The organism is Dawidia soli, assembly GCF_018598185.1.
GTDB classification, from domain to species: Bacteria; Bacteroidota; Bacteroidia; order Cytophagales; family Cyclobacteriaceae; genus Ohtaekwangia; species Ohtaekwangia soli.
Map to the genome: position 1 here is coordinate 30,547 of NZ_JAHESC010000013.1, position 21,664 is coordinate 52,210.

16 protein-coding genes are annotated in these 21,664 nt (G+C 53.3%); 3 read left to right on the forward strand and 13 right to left on the reverse strand.

From position 1 onward, the window contains the following. Positions 1–99 precede the first annotated feature (99 nt). The gene (locus KK078_RS10730) at positions 100–1,080 is read left to right on the forward strand and encodes a class I SAM-dependent methyltransferase (RefSeq protein WP_254090271.1); all 981 of its coding nucleotides are present in this window, start codon (positions 100–102) and stop codon (positions 1,078–1,080) included. Positions 1,081–1,196: 116 nt separating this feature from the next. Here the strand turns inward: KK078_RS10730 and KK078_RS10735 are convergent, their stop codons facing one another. From KK078_RS10735 to KK078_RS10745, 3 genes are all read right to left on the reverse strand, one after another. Further along, complete coding sequence (locus KK078_RS10735) at positions 1,197–2,312, reverse strand: alpha/beta hydrolase (RefSeq protein WP_254090272.1); 1,116 nt, start codon at positions 2,310–2,312, stop codon at positions 1,197–1,199. 247 nt (positions 2,313–2,559) lie between these two features. Continuing rightward, positions 2,560–3,807, reverse strand: coding sequence for a hypothetical protein (locus KK078_RS10740; protein WP_254090273.1), 1,248 nt, complete (start codon positions 3,805–3,807; stop codon positions 2,560–2,562). A 408-nt stretch (positions 3,808–4,215) separates the two neighbouring features. Next, positions 4,216–4,641: a hypothetical protein gene (locus KK078_RS10745; protein ID WP_254090274.1), complete on the reverse strand. Its 426-nt coding sequence runs from the start codon at positions 4,639–4,641 to the stop codon at positions 4,216–4,218. A gap of 222 nt (positions 4,642–4,863) precedes the next feature. On the opposite strand from KK078_RS10745, the gene KK078_RS10750 reads away from it, so the two are divergent. Further along, on the forward strand, positions 4,864–7,413 hold the full coding sequence (locus tag KK078_RS10750) for an RICIN domain-containing protein (protein ID WP_254090275.1): 2,550 nt from the start codon (positions 4,864–4,866) through the stop codon (positions 7,411–7,413). A gap of 124 nt (positions 7,414–7,537) precedes the next feature. Here the strand turns inward: KK078_RS10750 and KK078_RS10755 are convergent, their stop codons facing one another. From KK078_RS10755 to KK078_RS10800, 10 genes are all read right to left on the reverse strand, one after another. Next, the gene (locus tag KK078_RS10755) at positions 7,538–8,449 is read right to left on the reverse strand and encodes a DUF6929 family protein (RefSeq protein WP_254090276.1); all 912 of its coding nucleotides are present in this window, start codon (positions 8,447–8,449) and stop codon (positions 7,538–7,540) included. Positions 8,450–8,541: 92 nt separating this feature from the next. Continuing rightward, positions 8,542–9,894, reverse strand: coding sequence for an alkaline phosphatase family protein (locus KK078_RS10760; RefSeq protein WP_254090277.1), 1,353 nt, complete (start codon positions 9,892–9,894; stop codon positions 8,542–8,544). 4 nt (positions 9,895–9,898) lie between these two features. Further along, complete coding sequence (gene eboE / locus KK078_RS10765) at positions 9,899–11,110, reverse strand: metabolite traffic protein EboE (protein WP_254090278.1); 1,212 nt, start codon at positions 11,108–11,110, stop codon at positions 9,899–9,901. A 5-nt stretch (positions 11,111–11,115) separates the two neighbouring features. Further along, complete coding sequence (locus tag KK078_RS10770) at positions 11,116–12,264, reverse strand: 3-dehydroquinate synthase (RefSeq protein ID WP_254090279.1); 1,149 nt, start codon at positions 12,262–12,264, stop codon at positions 11,116–11,118. A 141-nt stretch (positions 12,265–12,405) separates the two neighbouring features. After that, positions 12,406–13,302, reverse strand: a complete 897-nt coding sequence (gene eboC, locus KK078_RS10775; RefSeq protein WP_254090280.1) for a UbiA-like protein EboC — start codon at positions 13,300–13,302, stop codon at positions 12,406–12,408. Between the two features lies 1 nt (position 13,303). Beyond that, positions 13,304–14,239, reverse strand: a complete 936-nt coding sequence (locus KK078_RS10780; RefSeq protein WP_254090353.1) for a TatD family hydrolase — start codon at positions 14,237–14,239, stop codon at positions 13,304–13,306. A 105-nt stretch (positions 14,240–14,344) separates the two neighbouring features. Continuing rightward, positions 14,345–15,241, reverse strand: coding sequence for an EboA domain-containing protein (locus KK078_RS10785; RefSeq protein WP_254090281.1), 897 nt, complete (start codon positions 15,239–15,241; stop codon positions 14,345–14,347). A 136-nt stretch (positions 15,242–15,377) separates the two neighbouring features. After that, positions 15,378–16,745 carry an ATP-binding protein gene (locus tag KK078_RS10790; protein ID WP_254090282.1) on the reverse strand — a complete coding sequence of 456 codons (1,368 nt, stop codon included), beginning with the start codon at positions 16,743–16,745 and terminating at the stop codon, positions 15,378–15,380. Positions 16,746–16,989: 244 nt separating this feature from the next. Continuing rightward, on the reverse strand, positions 16,990–18,264 hold the full coding sequence (locus KK078_RS10795; protein WP_254090283.1) for a dipeptidase: 1,275 nt from the start codon (positions 18,262–18,264) through the stop codon (positions 16,990–16,992). Between the two features lie 37 nt (positions 18,265–18,301). After that, a complete protein-coding gene (locus KK078_RS10800) occupies positions 18,302–19,615 on the reverse strand; it encodes a hypothetical protein (RefSeq protein WP_254090284.1) in 1,314 nt (437 codons plus the stop codon). Between the two features lie 199 nt (positions 19,616–19,814). Between KK078_RS10800 and KK078_RS10805 the strand changes: the two genes are divergently transcribed. Next, positions 19,815–21,659 carry a chloride channel protein gene (locus KK078_RS10805; RefSeq protein ID WP_254090285.1) on the forward strand — a complete coding sequence of 615 codons (1,845 nt, stop codon included), beginning with the start codon at positions 19,815–19,817 and terminating at the stop codon, positions 21,657–21,659. Positions 21,660–21,664: the final 5 nt, after the last annotated feature.

The window sequence follows — 21,664 nt, forward strand, 5'->3', positions numbered from 1 at the left end:
ATTTTACCCAGTTGAACGGCATGTGCGACGATGTGTATCGTTGCATCGGCACCGCCATGCCTTAGAAAATAAAATTCAATAATAAACCCCCTCAATAAAATGGAATTACAAGTAAATCCTTTCATTTCGCGCGAGAGCGCAAACGACTCGTTGGGCGTATACATCACCGAGAGCTTCCCGACCGTTGGATCAGCATCGGAGATCAAGGCGCAACTGCAAGCGCTTGTCGAAAAAGGAGGCCCCGATCTAAAAGATTATACCAAACTCGATCAGACCATGGCGACGCTATATGCGCACTGGCAGTACGGACGCCTCTCGCAGCGGGAAATAGAAGATCTGAAAAGCGTGTTCCATGACAGCTTCCTGAACGCTACGATACACGGCCACGCATACCTCAAACCTTTCGGCTATGCCGGTGATTTTTTATTGATCGATAAGATCTATACGCATCATCACGCCAGACTGGCCGAATACAAAAAATGGGATCGGTATTTCCATTACTGCGAAGCGACCGAAGCTGTCCGCAACAGGAAAGAATACTTCAAAAAGCTCATGCTGAAAAAATTGAGCGCGGCCACCACACCGCTACAGCTTCTGGATGTGGCCAGCGGTCCGGCACGGGATGTACAGGAGCTTTACGGGACGATCGACCCGAAAACATTGTCGACCACGTGTGTCGATGTAGACGCCCGCGCCATTGATTATGCCACCGACCTTTGCAAAGCACACACCGGGCAGATCCGGTTTGTCCACAAGAACATTCTTCGATTCTCTACACCGGAGAAGTTCGACGTGATCTGGTCCGCCGGACTATTCGACTATTTCGAAGACAGGATCTTTGTTACGTCCATCAAAAAGTTCCTGACCTGGCTCAAGCCTGGCGGCGAGATAATCGTCGGCAATTTCTCCGAAGACAACAGCACCCGCGGGTACATGGAAATGTTCGGCGAATGGAACCTGATCCATCGCAGCAAAGAAGAGCTGACACGCCTCGCGCTTTTAGCCGGCGCCCGGGAAGAAAACATTCACGTAGAGCAGGAACCGCTCGGCATCAACCTGTTCCTGCGCATCACCGCCTGATAACAGACGATCCTTTTTTCTGGAGGCTTTAATCCCCTGGGCCTTGACGCACATACCGTCAGGGCCCTGTCTTTTACCGCATATTATACCCTATCGCACCACCGCTACACATTCGTTTAGTTCCTAAACAACAGTGGCGCGAGCTCCCGCAAGCTTCTTCGCCATGTCTGGAATTCGTGCGCAGTACCCTCAGAAATATAGGACACGGAATTGAACCCAGCATCTTTCAAGGCGGCAGCAGCGCTTTTAACACCGTCAGGTCGTTCTTTGCTGCCGCAGCTCAGAAAGACCAGCTTTACTTTTGACTTGTCGCGGATATCTTCTGGTTTGTAGGTGCCTCCGCTCAACAAGGCGTAGTGCGAAAATACCTCGGGTCTGTTCATGGTGATCATACGGGTTTCCATCCCTCCCATAGACAGGCCGGCCATCGCACGATGTTGCTGGTCGGCTATCGTCCGGAAATTGCTCTCCACATACGGGATCAGCTCGTCGACCAGGACAGCCTGGAAATATTTGACATCGAACTCTCTGATCCGACCGAACTTAACGTCGTTGGTCATTCCGTATGTCATGACAATAAGAAACGGCTTGATCTGACCCTCGGCGATCAGGTTGTCCATGATCAGGTTAGCGCGTCCCTGGTTCGTCCAGGCTGTTTCGTCTTCGCCCCATCCGTGCTGCAGATACAATACCGGGTATCGGACTGACTGATCCTTTTCATACCCGGGAGGTGTATATACGAACGCCCTGCGCGATGTATGCGTGCTTTCAGAGGGAAAAAGGACCTGGTGAACGCTTCCATGCGGCACATCCTTCAACGCATAAAAGTCCTGGTCATGCGCGGGAATTTCAATCCCGCTCTCCCATCGCACCGAACCATAAAAATTCAATGCCCCGGGATCATTAAACTTACCGCCGTCGATATTGACATTGTAATAATGAAATCCTTCGTCCATCGGGCCCGCCGTTGTGCCCATCCAGTAACCGTCTTCCGTTTTTGCAAGCTTCGTGCCGCCCTTTCCGCCCAGGCCCAGGCTGACCCCGACACTATCGGCAGCCACTGCCTGGATCCTGAACCGGGCATACCCCTGCGAATTGACTTGCGGATATTCCTGCCCGGGTTGATTCAGCGTCGAAGGCTTGAAGTCCTCTTTGACGGCCGGCTGATCTGCTTGTGAGAAGCCACACGGACCGATCAGCAGAAAGAAGAAAATGAACAAATGTTGTTTCATGGCATCTGTTTTAACGTGAAAATCTGTTGAGTAAAGGGTAACAAGACAAAACGCTGGTTGTGTCCGGTCGAACGGTAAATTTGACAAAAAGCTTCCCGGATGTCTTCCATTAAAAGACACCGGAGAATTTTGCACAGAATTGTTGCCCGTTAAATTTCACTACGGCAGGGGTCTATCCGCTACCGCCAGGGCCAGTAGGCTCGCCGTCGTTCTTCTCATCGGGCATGAGCTGGCGACGCCGGTTTCATCAGCCCGGCGGACCGGACAGTATCCATCGAGGTTGGAAACCTGGAGAGGATTTGCTCATCCGTGGAAAGAAACTCGCGACGGAAGTATTTTCAGCAAAAAAGAACTTTCCTGAGTCCGTCGAGCGTTGTCCGCTATCGCGAGTTTCGGGAGGGGTTAATGCAATTTGTTCTGGTTCCGCTGTGCGCGTCGCGCAGATGTCGTCCAGCTCTTCCCGCGCGGATACCGGAATGGTATAAGTATAGACGCGGACTTCTTTTTTCTCTGTCGCCGGCTCTTTCATGGTATATACGTACTGCATATCCGGAGCAGCCATAGCCCTTGGTTCATCCTGGGGGTCTCTGGCAGGCACGTCTTCTCTCACGATCCCGGTTTCGCCATTGCGCTCGCCACTGTCCTCGATCATTTCGCCGCCGCTTTCTTCTGACTCGCCATCTTTTCCCTGCAGCCCCATGATCTTCGCAGCGCCAAATCGCCGTACTTCTCCGATCGTTCCATTCTGGCGCACCGCGCCATACTCGATTCCGATCGACAGCATCAGCGTCCACGCATCGTCGCCCGGAGGGAGTGCCTCCATGGCGAGCTCGAGTGTCGAACCGGGCATCCCTTCCAGGGATGGGCTCCAATCCGTAGATGTACTGATCGAATGATAGGCGGAGCTATACCACCAGGGCGGTAAGTACTCCTTCGAGGGAACATCGAATGTTAGGTCGGGCACGATGCCGAGCGTGATCGTCAGACGAAACATCGCATGGTTGTTCCGAGGAAAATAATTAATATCGCGGAGCAGCTCGGGAAGGTCCACGCGCACAGAACGATCATGACGATCCAGGGTATAGTATACCGGGGCGCGCACGATGGAATCAAAGGCGGGCGCTTTTTGTGTCGTCGAGAAACCTTCGAGCAGACGCGTATGTTCCGAAAGTGCGATACGACGGCGGCCCCATTCGCTGGTGCCGTCACGCAGTTGTACCTGGCGCATCACACTGTTGATATCGCTGCCAAAATTATAGTCCGACAGCCGACGGACTTGATTCATGGCCTTGCGTACATAGCTGCCGTGACGCGAGCAGCCACCGAACTCTGACATCGTCCGGCGCGTATTTTCAAAGCTTTTGCTTGTTTTTATTTTTTCCGCGCTTGGACCGCCTTTTCGTCGAACAACGATCTTGTCGACGCCGCGCATGCGATACGCGCTGAGCATGTCCAGCTTGCCGGTAAAGGCGAATGGTCCTTCCAGAAAAGGCATAGTTCATGGGTTTTAGGGTAACGAGGGTTTTTCAGACAACATCAAATGTTCTAACGGTGTCCAGACCGAATCTACGAAAAGCCAGCCATGTTACTATATTCTGAATAAATATATTTTTTAAAAGAGAAGTTTAAGAAGAAGATATCCAATAGTTATATAACTATTGAATATCTATTCATAATCCCTTTGTTAAATATCCTATATCTATTGAATATCTAATCAATTGAATGACTGCATACCGGAATTTTCCGGATAGTTTGAGGTGATCAGTCATGCATTCTGAAGATTCTTCGTGTGGGCGCACGAACCATGCAGGGCCTCCGGGCTCTGATGTGAATCCTACTGGGCGAACATCGCCAAATTCGCTTTTTTTAACGCTAACCCGTGCGCTTTGTCATCCCGTTTCAACTATTTTACTAACCTTTCAATCGCGTCGGTCAGCGCGCAATTACGATCCGTGAAGGTTATGGATTTCGACGAACCTGTTAACTCATATTGGGTAGTGGTGGTGCAGGATCCCAGCGTGTCCGAAAATTGGATTCCGGCCAGGCATATTTCGCGTAAGAGGGCTTCCTTTTCGCCTGTCCAGAAAAAAGTATCCACCTTTTCTTTTATCCGGTCCGCTTCACCAAATACCGGGAAAGTATAGATCGCGATGTTCTTGTCTTGTATGACGATGGTTTCCGTTCCTCCGCCAAAGCAACCTTCATACGCAAATTCAAATGTATAGTTATGCCCCGCGAGAATATCGTCAATATCCTGCGTCGTTGATCCGGACGCGCAGGAAGCCGTAACAAACCCAAAGAAAACGAGCAGTCTTTTTAGCAGCATCATTAAAATCATCTTTATCCATACAAAAATATATCCTATCCGAAAGACTCCATAAAAATGTCTTTTTTCCCGCATGAATGAGCTCTTTGGAAAAAAAAACACATTAATCAAGAGTAAAAACAACTCCTTCCGTGCACTTGTGATAAGAGCCCACGGATTTATCCACAGGCCCGGATCGGAAAATTCCGGTACAAAATACTGCTTCCTAAAACCAAATGACCACCGATGAAAGCCAGAAATATCTTTATGTTGCTTGCATTACTCCTTGTTTGGGCGCAAGTACAATCTCAACCTCAATTTACAGGCAACCCGCTCATCAACGGGGCTGACCCCGAAATCCATTATTTCAACGGCCTCTACTATATCTACACGACGTCCGTGGACACGAAAAAGTTTCATGCCTATTCGTCCCTCGATCTGACAAACTGGAAGGATGAGGGGGTGATCTTCGACATCGGTCCACAATGTACCTGGGCTGAGAACAATGGCTGGGCGCCGGGTGTCGCGTTTAGGAACAACCAGTATTATTTCTACTATACCGCGGAAGTAAAAATAGGTGTCGCGGTGGGGAATACGCCGATCGGGCCCTTTACCGACCTGGGGTCTCCCCTCATCGGAACCGACCCCTACACGAACGACATCATCGATGCCATGGTGTTCGTGGACGATGACGGACAGGCCTATATCTACTACGGGGGATCGTCCGGGGCGCAGATGGTGGTTCGAAGACTGAATCCCGACATGATCTCACTGGCTACGGGGCCGACGAACATCACGCCGCAGGGCTATACGGAAGCTCCGTTCCTGGTGAAACGAAACGGCATCTACTATATGATGTACTCCAACGGTGCCTGGTATAACGACACCTACAATGTTCGCTATTCTACGGCGTCCTCTCCTACCGGCCCATGGACCTATCGCGGCGTTATTTTACAATCCAACAGCGAAGACAAAGGACCTGGCCATCATTCGGTTCTGAAGATCGGGAACTGCGACGAATATTATATCATCTACCATCGTTATGAAAACGGCCTCGGTGGCGAGCGGAAGGTTTGTATCGACCGGATGTATTTTAACGACGCGGGGTTGATCGATAATGTCAACATGACAAACTATGGTGTGGTGCCGAGAATACCCGATAATTCCTGCCCGCCGTTATCCATCGTCTCGGGCGGGATCTATAAACTGACGCACAAGGGCACCAACCAGTGTCTGGATGTGGTCAACAACAGCAGTCAGCCCGGTGCGAATGTGCAGCAGTATACGGACAGTAACAATGATGCACAGCGGTGGGTGATAACGTTAGAGTCCGATGGATTTTATAAGCTGAAACACAAGGGCACCAATCAATGCCTGGACGTGGTCAACAACAGCAATCAATCCAATGCGAACGTGCAGCAGTATACCGATCTGGGGAACGATGCCCAGCGCTGGAAACTGGAGGCTATGTCGGACGGATATTTCAAGATCACACACAAAGGTACCAACCAATGTCTGGACGTGGTCAACAACAGCAATCAGCCCAATGCCAATGTGCAGCAGCACCTGGATAACAACAGCGATGCGCAGCGCTGGAGGCTGGACCTGATCGAGGTTCCGATCGTGTCGGGTGGTTTATACCGGTTCACGCACAAGGGCACTAATCAGTGCCTGGATGTGGCGGGCAACAGCGGCGCCGCCGGTGCCAATGTACATCAATGGACAGACAACACGAACGATGCCCAGCGCTGGTATGTTACGCTGGAGTCGGACGGTCATTATAAGTTGCGTCATAAAGGTACGCCGATGGTATTGGATGTCGACGGCAACAGCAGCACCGCCGGTGCCAATGTACAGCAGTACAACGACCTGGGCGGTGACGCGCAACGGTGGAAGATCGACCTGATCGGCAGCTATGTTAAGCTGACGCACAAGGGCACCACGCAGTGCCTGGATGTATCGAATAACAGCGCAGAGCCCGGCACCAACGTAGGCCAGTGGCACGACGGTCCGAACAACGACGCCCAACGCTGGAAAATGGACCTCATGCCCGATGTCGCCCCGGTGAATGGCAATGGGACCGGCCTGACGGGCAATTATTTCAATGGGATGAATTTCGAAACGCCGGTGCTCACGCGTACCGATGCCGTGGTCAATTTTGACTGGGCGTCCGGGTCGCCTGCCACGGGGGTCAATGCCGACCAGTTCTCTGCCCGGTGGACGGGGCAGGTTCAACCGCGCTATTCCGGGGAGTATACTTTCTACATCACAAACGATGACGGCGGAAGGCTTTGGGTAAACAATCAGCTTATTATCAATAAATGGAAGGATGATGGCGGCTCTACCGTATATGGAACCATCTTGCTCAACGCCGGACAAAAGTATGATATCCGGATGGAGTATTATGAGAATGCGTACGGAGCGAAAGCCAAGCTGGAATGGTCAGGCGTACTGCAGGTGAGAGAGGTTGTACCGGCGTCGCAGCTTTATCCCGGTGCTCCTTTGGCGCGGGTGGCAGGGACGGAAATTCTCTCTTCGGAGGAAGGTCATGTGGTGATGTATCCCGTTCCGGGGAAGAGTGGGGAGCCGAACGATGTTACCATCCGGGTGAATCCTACCGCGCAGAAGGTTTCGCTGTCTTTCCTGGATGGTCAGGGCAAGCGCATGATGAGTGATGAATATCGTGTTACTGATTCAAAGATCTCGGTAACATTGCCGGCGGTGTCGCCTGGATTGTATTTGATACGGGTGAATGATTCCAGCCGTACGTGGACGGAGCGGTACCTGATAAAATAAGCGGGGCGGAAAGGCGGTCGGAGACCGCCACCATACGTGGCACCGGTGACGCACCCACTCCGCCAGCTGGCGGATCGGTGCTTAACACCGGCGCCAGATGCGGGCGGACACAGTACGTGGCAGCTCATAGGGTCAGGTGTAGCCTGATCTTGAATAACCTGCTTTCGCCTTTGTCATTGTCGGAAACGAGGTGTATCAGCAGGCCATCTGGCGCTACCGACTCGACACAGATGCCCTCCACTTTTTCGTTTTTAAAACAAGTATTAACGTCGCTGAGATTTATTAGTTGATCAAGCTGGACCGGGCATTCTTCCCGTAGCATGGCGGTTGCTCCTGACAGCAGGCCGATAAAACTATCGCCAATGGCGCCGTCATCAAAGCTGTTGGATGTGTTTTCGGTCGATAATGTCAGGAGCAGCAGGTCCAGCTCGTGCACGTAACATAGTTCGGAGACGCCTACGAACTGGCCGGCAGTTTTGGTGGGGAACGATATGGGGCGCGCGGAAATAAATACCTGTTCCTGATCTTCCCAAAAATTGGGACGTGTTCTGATCAGGTGATTTTCGGGATGCTCGTGATTACCCCGGTTCGCCAGCAAGAGATGATCTTCGACAACGGTTACGCCTTCCAGGTTTGTTTCTTCGATCCCTAAAGACTCCAATCGTTTCACAAATGTTTTTGTCTTGTAGATCGTGTGCTCTACTGACGGTGTGTCGGATGCAGACAACGGAATGAGCAATATGCGTCTTCTGTTCTTGCGCGAGGCTGAACCAATGACCAATACATGGGGAACCCCTTCGCTGGTGATGATGGTTGAGCCCTCCAGATCGATCTTGTCGGCCTTCGGAATACGTTTTTCGGTGTGGTCGAAGAGATGAACGGAACCCATCTTCTGATAAGCATGGTCCAACACGAGCAGATTTGTCGAGTCGTCTCCGACAACAAAAAATCTTCCCGTATGATAGTTAATGGAAGACCCTGAAGGAAAATCTGACAAAAGCACGGTTTTCAAAAATTCGATACTAATCTCCTGCATACGCTCATTAAGATTTAATACCACGAGTTCAGGTCGCAGGGCCCAGGACGGCCCGCGACGGAATGGATCTATCGCTATAACAAATAAAGACGCTATATGCCCAGATAATCGCCGATGACGTCGTATACTTCTACGGGCATCAGTTCCTTTTTAGCCAGGGCTTTGTCGGTGATCAGCACCGGGTGCGCCGAGACGGGTGTATTTACCCGGCCGTGCGAGCCTTTGATGAGCGTGGCATCCAGGGGAATTACATCCATGACGTAGCGCAGTGCCGCTTTTTTACGCAGCAACTTGTAGGCTGCGCGCAGCTTGGAGGACATGAACATTTCTACGGGGTCGTAGCCAGGTTTCTTAAAGATTTCGACCGACCGCGCGAAATCCGGTGCTTTGCTGTCGTCCATCCAATAATAGTAGCAAAACCAGCTGCGGGCATCGGCCATGAGCACCAGGTCGCCGGAGCGTTCGTGATCGATGTGGTAAGCCTTTTGTTCCTGCTTGTCCAGCACGAGCTCTACACCGGGGATCTTTTCCACCACGCTTTTAACTTTGCCGACCAACGCGGAGTCCTTTATATAAATATGCGCGATCTGGTGGTCGGCTACGGCAAAGGCTTTAGAGGCCCCTGCATCGAGCAGCTCCAGGCCACGCTCTACGCGGATACCCAGCCAGTTATTTTCGCGCAGTACGCGGTTGATGTACACAGGTTGATCGACGTTGGTAATGCCATACTCGGACAGCAGCATGATGCGTGCCCCTGCTTTGGTATAATGCGTCACGAGCTGTTCCACTACCCGGTCTATTTCCCCGAGCTCTTTGGCGATGCGGTGGAAATCCTGTCCAAACTTCTGCAAGCAGTAGTCGAGGTGTGGCAGGTAGACCAGTGTGAGCGTGGGATTATACTTTTTGTCGGTGATCACCGAGGCGTCGGCGATCCATTGCGTGGACTTGATGTTGGCACCGGGTCCCCAGAATTGGAACAGCGGGAAGGTGCCGAGCTCTTTTTGCAGCTCATCGCGCAGCGCGGCTGGTTCCGAATAGCAGTCGGGCATCTTGCGGCCGTCGGCCAGGTAGTTGGGCCGTGGTGTGACGGAGTAATCGGCGGTGGAGTACATATTATACCACCAGAACATTTTGGAAGTGGTGAACGTGGGATCGAGACGCCTGGCCTTGTCCCAGATCTTCTCGGCCTGCACCAGCTTGTTAGACTGCTTCCAGAACTTGATTTCCGAGTCGGTGTGATCGTACCAGCCATTGCCTACGATGCCGTGCTCGCTGGGCCATTTGCCAGTCACGTAGGTAGACTGCACCGCCGTAGTCACCGCGGGCAGCATCGGCGCGATGGTCTGTACGAAGTTGGCTTGTGTATATTTTTTGAGGAACGGGGTGTGGTCGCCGATCAGGCCGGTGGACAGCCCCACGATATCGATCACTACGGTTTTCTGCATGTCTTTACGCTTTATTGATAAAACTGATCACCCACTCCATTTCGCGCAGGATGGATTCGGACAAGGGCGCTTTGAGTGCCTCGGGTAATACTTCCCAGGTATAGGTTTCTACTTCCAGGTGGCCTGTAAAGGGTGTAGCCCCCTGGATCGTCAGCACCTGCCGGATATCTTCTTGTGTGGAACGCAGCAGCCCGTAATCCTGGATGAACAGGGGTACGTGAAAGTGCGAGCGCCAGGCGCGTGTACCGGCGTTGCCGGCATCGGCCAGCGCTTCGGGCAAGTCGGGATAACGCCTGAGCGTGCCGTCGTCCTGGCGGGCCACCACCTGGTGTAAATATGTCGATTCGTTAAACTGGCGGAAGGCCTGTATGACGGCGGCTCGTTTGTCTTTATCGGCTGGCATGTCGGCTTTCAGCGCCGCGCTGATCTGGATCTTGCCTGTTTTGATCTTCTTTTCGCGCAGTTGCCGCACGACGGTGGCGTGATCTTCATATCCTACGGCAAAGTGACACACGTCGTAGCAGAGCTGCAGGTGGTCGCGGATGGCTGTTTCTGCCGCGGCGGCGTCCATGCCGGCGTGCGCCTGCAGATACGTCTTGCCCATCGGCAGCAGGTATTGATCGTACCAGTCAAAGAACTCCGGGCCGCTTTCCAGCAGTCCATCGGGTTCTGGCTCGATGTCCAGGTGCAGCAGCTTGCCGGTGTCGCGGCGGATACCGACCAGGTGACGAACAACGTCCAGGATCTGTCCCGTGGTCTTTTTAAAGACTTCGGGATATTGCGTGGCAGGATGCCAGTATTTGTAGGACAGCGGCGAAGTAGAGATACCACCTTCCATGCCAGCAGGGACGAGCTCTTTCAGGATATCAAACAGCCGTATCGTGTAGGCCAGGCGTTCGGGCGTGGTCCAATCGGGCGCATGTACCTGGTCTTTTACGTGGGTGTGGTGAAAGCCTCCGTAGGGAAAACCGTTCATGGTAAACACGTAGCAGTCTTCCTGGCGCAGCCAATCCTGGAACGCACGCAAGGCGTCGGGCTGCTGCAACGTAAGGCTGGCCTGATGTGACAAGCGCAGCCCGATGCCGAAGGGGGCGTCGGCGCGGATGCGTTTTTTGATGCCGGGTATATTCTGCCGGAGCGCTGCGAAGTGATCTTCCCAGCTTTCGCCGGCATGTATATTGGTACAGTAGGTCAGATGTCCCGCCGATGTCTGCATGATCGTTACTTTTTATTCTTCAGCCATTCGCTGGCTTGTTGTATCAGCGCGCCATCCATTTCGTGTACTTCTTCGCCTTGGCCGATGCCCTTGAGGAGTGTGATGGTGAGCTTGCCGCCGAGGTGCTCGCGGAATTCTTCGAGGCCTTTGAGCAGCGGGCTGTTGTCGCCGGTCACTTCCAGCAGCGGGTGCGTGATGGGCAGCCCCAGCGTTTCAATCACCTGCAGGATCTGATCCATTGCCTCGCGCGTGAGTCGTCCGCTCAGGTGTGAGTATACTGTGTCGAGGGCGATGCCGATGGCCACCGCCTCGCCGTGGCGGATGTTGAACTTCGCGAGCTGCTCAAGCTTGTGTGCACTCCAGTGGCCAAAGTCGAGCGGGCGTGACGAGCCCTGCTCAAACGGGTCGCTGCTGCGGATGTGCTGCATGTGCAGGTCGGCGCAATGCTTTACCAGGTATTGCATGGCGGGCATATCGCGTTGGGCGAGCTTCGCGGCATTGTCTACCAGCCAGTGAAAGAACGTGGCATCCTTGATGAGCGCCACCTTGATGGCTTCGGAGATGCCGGAACGCCAGTCCACGTCGCTGAGCGTCGTCAGAAAATGATAGTCGTTAAACACGGCGACGGGTGGAGCAAACGTGCCGAGGAAATTTTTCTTCGTATAAAAGTTGATACCGTTCTTCACGCCCACCCCGGAGTCGTTTTGCGACAGCACCGTAGTGGGTATACGGATGTGGCGTATGCCGCGGTGCGATACCGCGGCGGCGTAACCGGCCAGGTCGAGGATAGAGCCTCCGCCGATGGCGACGAGGTATGAATGCCGGTCGATCTTATAATCGTTTACGGCATCGACGATCTTGTAAAACAATTTCTCGTCGTTCTTGGCTGCTTCACCACCGGGGATGATGACTACGTCCTCCACCAGGTGCACGTTGGCAACGGTCTTGAAATAGGCTTTGATGTCTTCGATCAGGCGCGGGTGATGCGCGAGTACCTGGTCGTCGAGCACAACGAGTACCTTGGGTGGGATCTCGGATCGTTTTTCGACGGTTAGAAAGTCCCGGAAGCCGGGATTTTCGGTGCTGAAAAGATGTGTGGTAAAAAATACTTTGTAATCGAACCGGACACTGAACGACTGCTGCAAAAACTCCATAGATAGGTCCCCCTCCCTTAATGAGGCGCTAAAAATAGGAAAAATCAGCGTCCCCCGATTTACCGTCCACGGCAAAATCCAGCGACCCACGGCCAACGGCACAGAAAGGGCGTATTTGCCGTCAAAAAGAGGCCTTTGGGCTTATGTAACGGCAAACAGCCTGGCCAGTACAATCGACACCGGCAGCAGCAAAGCAATGCCTATGGCCAGGAAAATGGCTCCCATCGCGGCGGCCCAACTGGCATTCATGATGATCAATGCCAGCACGCCGGCTTTGACGGCCTTGCCGATGTTGGGGCCGATGGGCTCGTGAAAGGCACGAACCAACGGCGGAAAGATCAATGCGATGAACAGCGCAAGGAATGCGAGGGCGTAATAGGCCTGGTGGGTGATCGACAAGGTGGCGATGGCTACGATGACAACCGCGTATAAACCGGCTGCAGCAAGAATGGTGTTGCTTTTGCCGCCGTGTACTTCGCCACGGCTGATCATGGTGATGGCGGCAATATACAGTATTGGAAAAAGGGGAACGATGGTCAGGAAGCCCACGTGTGTGATCGTTTCCGGTAGCAGGGTCATGCCCAGCAAGAGGTTGAGGCCCCGGCAGAGGCCCATGTTCAACGGCCCCAGAACGTTGTGGTGTTTGCCCCACTTGTCATACACCAGCGCCGCCGTTGCAATGGCAACGGCAATGGCTCCCGAAAGAGGCGAAAACATAAAGGCCGCTCCGATGCCGCCGATCAGCAGGATGCTGCCGAGCAACGCGCCTTCCTTCACGGAGATCAACCCGCTGGGGATGGGCCGCTCGGGACGTTCTACCCGGTCGAGCGCGGCGTCAAACACATCGTTGAACACTACGCCGCCGCCATACAGCCCGATGGTGGAAAGGATCAGCCAGCCCAGCGACAGCGATGAAGACGGGTGCTGGTCACCCATTCCGGCATATCCCACGAGGGCCGCACCGGCCAGGATATCCGACACGGCGGTAACGATATTGGCCGGGCGCATGAGGCGCAAATAGCCCGTAGGTTTTTTCATGTCAGCGGATGATGAGCGAATCTTTGTCTACCCGGGGCTGCTGGCCGCCGCGCAGTACGGTGTTGCCTTCGAACTTCTGGCTTTGATCGATCTGTTGCGCGCCGGCAAAATCAGCTTCGTTCAGCTGACCGCTCTGACCAAAGGCTGCGATGGCATTTTTATAGGTAACAAGTTGAATGGCCTCGTCGGAGATGCCGTGTTGTTTCATCAGCGCGGCGGTCTTGGGCACGGCCAGCGGATCGCTGATGCCCCAGTCGGCGGCGGAGTTGATCATGATGCGCTCGGGGCCATATTTCTTTACAACCTCTACCATGCGTTCGTTGCCCATCTTGGTAAAGGGGTAAATGGTGAACGCTGCCCAGAAGCCGCGCTCCAGCACCTCTTGTACCGTCTCTTCGTTGTTGTGATCGATGATGACTATGCCGGGGGCGAGCCCGCAATCCAGGGCGATGTCCATGCTGCGTTGGGTGCCGCGTTTTTTATCGCGGTGCGGTGTATGTACTTGTACCGGCAACGACGCTTCTTTTGCTAGCAACAGTTGCGCGCGGTAGAATTTTTCTTCGGCGGCGGTCTGATCGTCAAAGCCGATCTCGCCTATGCCCACCACGCCTTCTTTGTAAATAAACAGCGGCAGGATCTCCATGACCTGCTCGGCGAGCGGTTCGTTGTTGGCTTCGCGTGAATTGAGGCCGATGGTGCAATAATGTTTGATCCCGAACTGTGACGAGCGGAAGCGCTCCCAGCCGATGAGGCTGCTATAATAATCTTTAAACGTCGCCACCCCGGTGCGCGGCTGCCCCAGCCAGAAGGCGGGCTCGATCAGCCCCACCACGCCGGCGTCGGCCATGGCCTGGTAGTCGTCGGTTGTGCGCGAGGTCATGTGCACGTGCGGGTCGAAGAATTTCATGCCTTTGATGCTCTCGAGGTACAGGGGCATGTCGACGCGAGGCTCCAGATTTCTTTCGGATAGTTCGTGACTGCTGCACATAAGGATGTGGTTTAAAGATTCAAAGTTCAGGATTCAGGATCGAATATTCAAGGTTCATTGCGCGAGTTTGTCCCACGTCGCGCCGCTGTCGAGGATGGCTTTGAGATCGACAGCTTTGTCTACGAGCTCACGGGCAGGCTTATAGTTACTCTGTGCACAGGCAAGGGCTGCGGCTTCGCGCTCGGCATTGACTTCGGAATACGCAATGCGTTGTATGTCGGGGAAGATCCGCTCGTCGATGAAATTGCCGATGCAACGCCACAGCATGGGTGGCACCGGGCGGTGTGCGGCCCAGCGTTCATGCGCAAAGTCCGACAGCGTATGGGCCAGTGTTTGATTGGCGCGGGCGTCGAGACCGACGATGCGGTGGATGGGCTTTTCGGTAAAGATGGCTTTCAATACCAGTTGGTTCCACGCCGGCTCGTCGAGGTTTTCGGAGGCATAGGGATTGTCGCACATGATCGACTCCAGCACGTCGCCGATGTTGTTGCGAATGCCTTCGGCGCAACGCGCACGCCACGCGGCGGGATAGGCCAGCAGCGGCAAGGCCGAATATAGTGCTACCAGCTCGTTCATCTCGGCGGTGGGGAAGAGATTTTCGATGGTGGCGATATACTGCTCTTTGTCGGTGGTATCGAGGTGCAGCATCAGCCACACGCGGCTAAGCCGGTCGATGGTCCAGTGACGGATCGTTAATCCGGGCCGGATCACTTGCAGCGCGGACTGTTCAGCTTCAGAAAGGGTCAGGGGTTTCTTGCCCGTCTTGCGTGGCATGGCTGAAAAGCCTATCACAAATTGTTGGATGTTCCCGGCTTTTGAAACCAGCGATGCGCGTTCCTCTAACCAGGTCCAGGCGTCCGCGGGCAACTGATTGCGTAAATGCGTGGCCAGTGCGGCCCGGAGCTTTTCTACATCGTAGGTAATTGTGGCGTGTTCTATCTTCTCTTCCATGGCAGGCATTGCACAAAGCTAAGAAAACACGTTCAAAACAAATACTGATAAATATCAACGTTCCCAACCCCGCGCAACTCATTGCCCATCAATGCCTGGAGAATATTTAAACAGAAGACAGTGTATCCCCGGGGCGTCATTTCCCCGTTACTGATTCCGGATCACTATTAACAAACCATTCAATGTACGCATCAAGTTTAAACGACAGATAATACGGAAGATTAAGTAAAAAATACTCTTTGCTATTTTGTGTTTGTATTTTATCAATGCGAAGTTGTCCCGGGTAACATCTCACAGCGAAACGATGATCGACATGGTCCATAAAAAGGTGAAGCGAACGTAGTGCGCCTGTCGGAGTCGATTTCACTTCCACCGGAATCAACATATCTTCATACGCTACAACGTAGTCGACCTCCGCCGTGCTGGCTGCCTTGTCACGCACCCAAAAGCTCAGTCCACGAAGCACTTCGAACCGTGAGGCCAGGATTTCCTGCCCCACAATATGCTCGGCGATCATGCCCTTGTACACCACCTCCAGGTCGGTAGCCCCCAGCACAGATTTTTGCAGACCGGCAAAATGGTTGAGCATACCCGTGTCCAGGACCTGAAGGCGAGGCGATTTTTTTAGGTCAGGGCGTATCGGCAATTCGGTGTGGACCGTCGGATATACCAAATGAATGAGCATCGCTTTCTCGAGCGTTCGCAAAGCCTCTCCCACTTCCCGGCGGCCATACAGCGAATTTCCAAAGCCCTGGAATTTGATCCGCGAACCTGCCTCGATATAGACGGCTGTAATACAGTGGCGAATGATCTGGGTGAGGGTCGCATTTCGGGCATACTTCTCAACGTCGTTGATATAGGACACGATGAGCGATTCGTAAATTCTCGTCAACGCCCCAAGATCTCTGTTCTCTGCATAATGACGTACAATCTGAGGCATGCCACCGATCAACGCATACGTGTGAAACAGCTGTAACAACTTATCATGCGCGAAGTCATTCAGCGGCACGATATCAAACTGGCTCGCGGCGGCTGACTCGCCCATCGCCCCGAGGAACTCATTGAACGACGCCGGGCGAACAACCAGGTACTCAACACGACCTACCGGTATATTAACCGATTCATCCAGGACGGTTTCGAGGAGCGATCCGGCACCGATAACGTATAAATCGGGGAACTCCTCGTAGAAATACCGGAGCAATCCGATGGCCCTGGGCTCCTCCTGGATCTCATCTATAAAAATCAGTGTGTCCTTAATACTCCGATCCTTATCCTTCAAAAAGAAGAGCGCTTCGATGAGCTTTTCGATGTTGTCAAAATCACGAAATGGCTTAGCATCTTCCGGCTTCTCGAGATTCAAGTAAATAAATTGGTCGAATGATTCGGCAAAAAGCCTGACCGCCGTAGTCTTCCCAACCTGACGGGCACCCCGCAAGAGTAAAGGTTTCCGATCGGGGTTGCCTTTCCAATTTTTAAGCTGATGCTGAATATTTCGAGAAAACATGGTTTGGAAAACCGGCCTGATTTATATGAATCCTGTTCGGATCCAGGCCCAAATATATTATTTTTTGTTCGATTTTAGGTGCAATTTTAGCCGTTTTTTGTTTGATTTTAGGCCCAAGTTTAGTAATTTTTTGTTCGATTTTAGGCCAAAGTTCAGAGAATATTGTACGAAAATAAGGGTAATTACCGTGAAATGCTTTAAAGACCCCCTCTTTGGCTCAATTCGGCCTGTCGAAAAAGTGTCGTTACCTGCCTTCTGTTACCTGGCGAATGACCCGGAGCCAGTTTAAGCCCAGGATCTTTTTGATCCGCTGGTCGCTGTACCCCAGCTTTTGCAGGGCGATGGTAATCTGCGGATAGTCGCTGATGTCTTTCATCTCCCGGGGTAGTTCCGGCCCGCCGTCCAGGTCGGAACCCAGCGCGATGTGGTCCTCTCCCACCAGGTTCACGCCATAGTCGATCACCTTTGCCAGCTGGTCTACGTGCATCCAGTATTCGTCGGGGATGGTTCCTCTGAAATTCAGAGGAACTTCTTTCAACAGTTCCTGATCGATGTCTTCAATGGTCTTGTCGGTAGCCTGCGACATGAAGATCCGCGGGGTGGCCGGCTGCGGTACAGGTTGTACTTTGATGGGATTGTTCGGTTTTTGCCACTCCCAGTATTTGGGATTGTTAAACAGGCTGCCGAAGTGAATACCGATCACACCACCCTTTGCGGCAATCGCTTTTGCCGCTTCGTCTGTAATGCAACGGGGATGATCCACGATCTTGTAAAAGCCGCCGTGACTATAGATCACGGGGTGACGGCTGGCGGCGACCGACTGAAGAATGGCATCGTTGGATGCGTGCGCTACGTTGATGACCATGCCCAGGTCGTTCATTTCTTTGATCACCGCTTTGCCGTGCTCGTTGATGCCACCCCAGGTATAGACGTCGTTGCAGGCATCGATAAACGCGTTCGTGGTATTGTGGGCTGTTAATTGCAGGGAGCGCAGGCCGAGTCGGTACAGGGCCCGCAGCAGATTCAGGTCGCCGTGAAGATCATAGCCGCCCTCCAGGTCCAGGAATACAGCGATCTTTCCTTTTTTGTTGATCCGTTGGATGTCCGTGGCGTTGAGCGCCAGCTCTACGGCATTGTTGTTTTTCCGGATCTGATCCAGCGCCAGCTCGACCACGCGGAATGTATTCTTGATCTCGAACCTGCCGGGATAATAGTGCTCGGGCGTATATACCGAAAAGAACATCGCATCTATACCACCTTCTTTGGCCCGGGGCAGATCGATGTTGCCGTCGGGATAACGCTTGCCGATGTCGGTTTTCATCAGCAGCTCGCGGGTCATGACGTGGATGTGGCCATCCATGACAAACGCTTCGCGATGCAGCGCCGGCATGGGTTTATCCTGCGGATCCAACGGAAGACTTTTTCCGGCGACCGGGGCCGCCACCAGCGATTGTACGGGAAAAACACTGCCGGCTACCGGCAGCAGGGTTAAGCTTTTAATAACGTCTCTGCGTTTCATGCTTTTATCGTTTCTATTTCTGTGATGACGCGGGGGTCTACTCTGTAAAGCCCCGGATATAGGGCGTATCCGGCGGCCGCTCGCCCTGGCTGTGTTGCGCGCCGCGTGTGGATCGGTACTTCATATTCATGAACGGTGTCTCTATGCGGCGACCGACGGCGGAATAGCGACCGTTCTCCCAGTTGGATTCCATGTTGTAGGCCACAATGCCGGTGGACAGCAACAGTCGCTCAGCGTTGAACGGTTCCTGCCGGGTCACCATCATTTCGGTGATCCAGTGCGGTTGGGAATTGGAGGCGTGGTATTGCGAGAATGGCCCGGCCCAGCCCAGCATCGAAACGATTGCCGGGTCTTTGCGTCCTTCGATCTCGCCGGCATAGGTCCACCCTACATCGCGGCCGAAATACACGGCTGCCTTTGTGCCGTCATTATACTCCACGATGCACACGTTGGGTGTCGCTATTTCCTGAAAGTGCCCGGGCTTGAGGTTAAAGCTCGTCCGTACGGCGTCCAGCAACCGCGCCGCCCAGGGGTTGCGTTCGGTCCACGTCCACGTTTCCGGTCCGCGGATACACTGCACTGCTTTGACGCCTGTCTCACCGTCCTTGCGGCGTTCTACAAATGCCTGTAATACATCCACGCAGTGGAACAGGGCTCCCTCATCCGCCGTGTCTCCCACCACGACCGATGCCTTTAGCGGTGTATCGATCTCCAGTTCGATGTCGGGCTTACGGAAATAGGTAGGAATGGACGAGCCACCGGTCAGTGGAAAACCCAGCGCGCGGGATTTGTCGAACATCCACTTTGCTTCGTCCCAACTGATGGAGAGGTGCTTGTCGTTGAATACCGGCACCGATCGCTTGCTCTGCTCAAAGACCCGGATCACCTGCTGGTAGATCCACCAGCGCGGCAACATCCACTGTCCTTTGAGATTGGTGGGATATTCGCCGTGTTCCGCGACAATGACAACACCGTCTACGGCAAGCTCTTTCCCGCCGAGCGTTACGGCTTCGCCCACCGTCTGGAAGATCGGAATGTTCTTCGATCTGCATACTTTCTGTCCCAGTCCGCTTTCGGGGAGTTGGTGAATATACACCGACGCGACGTCTACGCGGGAGGGCGTGTGCGCTCCCTGCCACCAGTAGCCGTCGAGCAGCTTGGTGATGATCCAGTCTGCATGCGATCGGGTCGCGCCCCAATAGGTAACGAGACAGGCGATGCGCGGTCTTTTTTGCGCGAGTTGTGGAGCAGCATCGGCCGCGATACCCGTCAACGATGCCAAACCGGCCATGCCGGCTATTCCCAGCATTTGACGCCGGGTCAGGAGCGGATCTAATGAATCTGCCGCCATGACTGCATTTTCGGTTTGTTCATTGCTATCTGTTTGAGGAAAATTAACGAAATCTTTCCAATAACGGCAGGAACAGCCTCGCTGGGTCGAGGCGTACACTATATTTTATCAATTTTGACTTATGTCAAATTTAAGACTTCCAACGCGGAATAACTTTGTCAATTCATTCACCCCAGTACGAGCTTAATCAATCTTTTCATTGGCTACAGAAACTACCAAAGCCCATATCGATGCATTTGAATATCGAAAAAAGGTAAGACGCACCCTATACATTTCAGGATTGGCGCTGGTCAATGCGATCATTGTCGGGTTTATTGCAAAAGGGCTGGTGTTGCTGATCGCGCTTTTTACGCAACTTTCCTTCTTCGGTCGTTTTTCCTTTCACGAGGTTTCGCCATCCGAAAATTCGCTGGGGTATTGGATCGTTCTGATCCCGTCACTCGGTGGATTAATTGTTGGCATCATGGCGCGATTCGGATCTCCCGCTATTCGCGGACACGGCATTCCGGAAGCGTTGGAAAAAATAGCGAAGGGAGAAAGCAAAATCCATCCACTGATCACTATTCTAAAGCCGCTTTCCGCCGCTGTCTCCATCGGCACGGGCGGGCCCTTCGGCGCAGAGGGGCCTATTATTTCGACCGGCGGTGCGCTGGGTTCATTCTGTGGACAAACGCTTCATATCACTGCGCAAGAGCGAAAGGTCTTACTCGCGGCCGGCGCAACGGCGGGGATGACCGCCATTTTCGGAACTCCGTTCGCGGCCATCCTCCTGGCGATCGAACTACTCCTGTTTGAATTTTCCTCGCGGAGCTTTATTCCGGTGATGATTGCGTGCGTCACGGGAGCATGCATGCATTTTCTGCTCTTTGAGGTTACACCTACATTCCCCATGCCCGAGATCGGGCAGGCGTCAACGGGGGCCATTGTGGCCTACTCTATCATCGGTTTGATCATCGGCTTTGCTTCCGTTATTGTTACAAAAGCGATCTACATCGTTGAAGATCTGTTCGAACGCCTGCCCATACACTGGATGTGGTGGCCGGCCCTCGGCGGAATTGCCGTTGGCGCCATCGGGATATTTGCGCCCGATACGCTCGGTGTGGGGTATCAAAACATAACACATTCATTGTCCGGTCAGCTTTCCATCAGCTTACTCGTTTCTCTTTGCTTTTGGAAATTTATTTCGTGGGCGATCGCCCTGGGCAGCGGAACATCGGGCGGTACGCTGGCACCGTTACTGACCATTGGAAGTTCCCTGGGATGCCTGTTGGGCATGCTGGGCCAATACTACTTCCCCGAGGTCAATATCATGCTTCCCCTGGCCGCGCTGGTGGGTATGGCCGCCCTTTTTGCCGGTGCCGCCCGGGCATTGTTAACGTCCATCGTATTTGCCATGGAAACGACCATGCAGGAGAGCACCTTGCTTCCCCTCATCGCCGGCTGTGTTGCCTCGTACCTGGTTTCTTTCATTTTCATGAAGACAACCATTATGACCGAGAAGATCCATCGCAGGGGGATCAGGCTACCGGATAGCTATTATCCCGATCTCCTGGAAACGCAATCCATCCGCGATATCATGGTCCTTGAAAACAAGACTCCCCTGGTTTCGGGGGCGTTAACGATCGGAAATGTTAAGGCGTTGTTTCAGGAGAATAGAGCGGCGTATGCCCACAACGTATTTATCGTGGTGGACGATATAACCCAGGAAAAGATCGGTGTCATTTCAAAAGAGGCGCTATTTAGGCCGACGTCCGACGACGCAAATCCGGTTCAGTCGTTGATCCGGCACAAGCTTCCTTCTTTGTATAGCGACAATTCCCTGCAACTGGCGGTCGAGTTTATCCTAAAAACCGGCCAGGATACGTTATCGATCGAAGACCGGGCGTCACGCAAGTTCCTGGGTGTTGTATCGAGCCGGGATATACTGCATGTTTTTGAGCAACGGCTTAAAGAAGAGAATAACAAAGAGAAGCACATTTATATGAGTGCAAAGGCGCGATCGGTATTACGCAATGGCGTCAATCTACTCCGGAAAAAGAGCTGACGCCG